Genomic DNA, 759 nt, shown 5'->3' on the forward strand with positions numbered 1-759 from the left:
CTAAAGCCAAATCAAAAGATTTGGCGGACTTGGTTAAAAGCATTAGACTTTAGGTTAAGTACCAAACCCGTATTAATTATAGCCATTGTTAGGTGTAGTTTTTTATTCTTTAGTTTGAAATATCAATATTCCTCCGTCATCAATTAGAAAAACACTACAATTATTGTTCTCTAATTTTAATAATGATTTGTATGGGTTTATATGATTTATATCAGTAAGAGTCCATAAAATCCAACGACTCGGAACATATGAACTACGCATTCGATACATTGGTTCACTTAAAAAGTGGTAGGCATTATTTCCAATTTCACCTGTCCCTTTTTTTATGAAATCATATATTTGGTCGTCTATTTCAATTGATATCATTTCTGAATAATTTATATCAGTTAAATCTGATATAGAATTACCTGTTCTAAATATAATTTTAGGATTGTTTAGTTCTTCTGAATAAGCTATTTTTTGTAAGTCATTAATAGCTTTCTGAGTTTCTGAAATAATCTCTTCTTTACTTAATTTTTGATTAAATTCCTCAATTAATCCATTTCTTAAATTATAAGCATTGTTTCCGATTTCAGTTCCTTTAGGGAAAGAATTGAAAAGTTCAATAAATTTGTTTTTATCTAATTCCCATATATCAAAGTGTAAATCAAAGTCACACTTTGGGTCAACTTCAACATTTATGGGTTTTTCCATAATCTGTCTCCATTCATTTTGCCAAATTTTATATTGTTTTTTCATTTTTCTTAATTACACCTAACG

Annotated in this window: 1 protein-coding gene; it reads right to left on the reverse strand. The window is 27.8% G+C overall.

The genetic code is table 11. The features are described 5' to 3' along the window. Nucleotides 1–102: 102 nt before the first annotated feature. Nucleotides 103–738: a hypothetical protein gene (locus tag KLA_RS17330; protein ID WP_034647491.1), complete on the reverse strand. Its 636-nt coding sequence runs from the start codon at nucleotides 736–738 to the stop codon at nucleotides 103–105. Nucleotides 739–759: the final 21 nt, after the last annotated feature.

Origin of the sequence: Cellulophaga geojensis KL-A (genome assembly GCF_000568425.1) — a bacterium.
In the GTDB taxonomy this organism is placed as follows: Bacteria; Bacteroidota; Bacteroidia; order Flavobacteriales; family Flavobacteriaceae; genus Cellulophaga; species Cellulophaga lytica.

Bases quoted from the DNA above. Each gene is read 5' to 3' on its own strand.
- KLA_RS17330 (WP_034647491.1), bottom strand. From the start codon at position 738: ATGAAAAAACAATATAAAATTTGGCAAAATGAATGGAGACAGATTATG.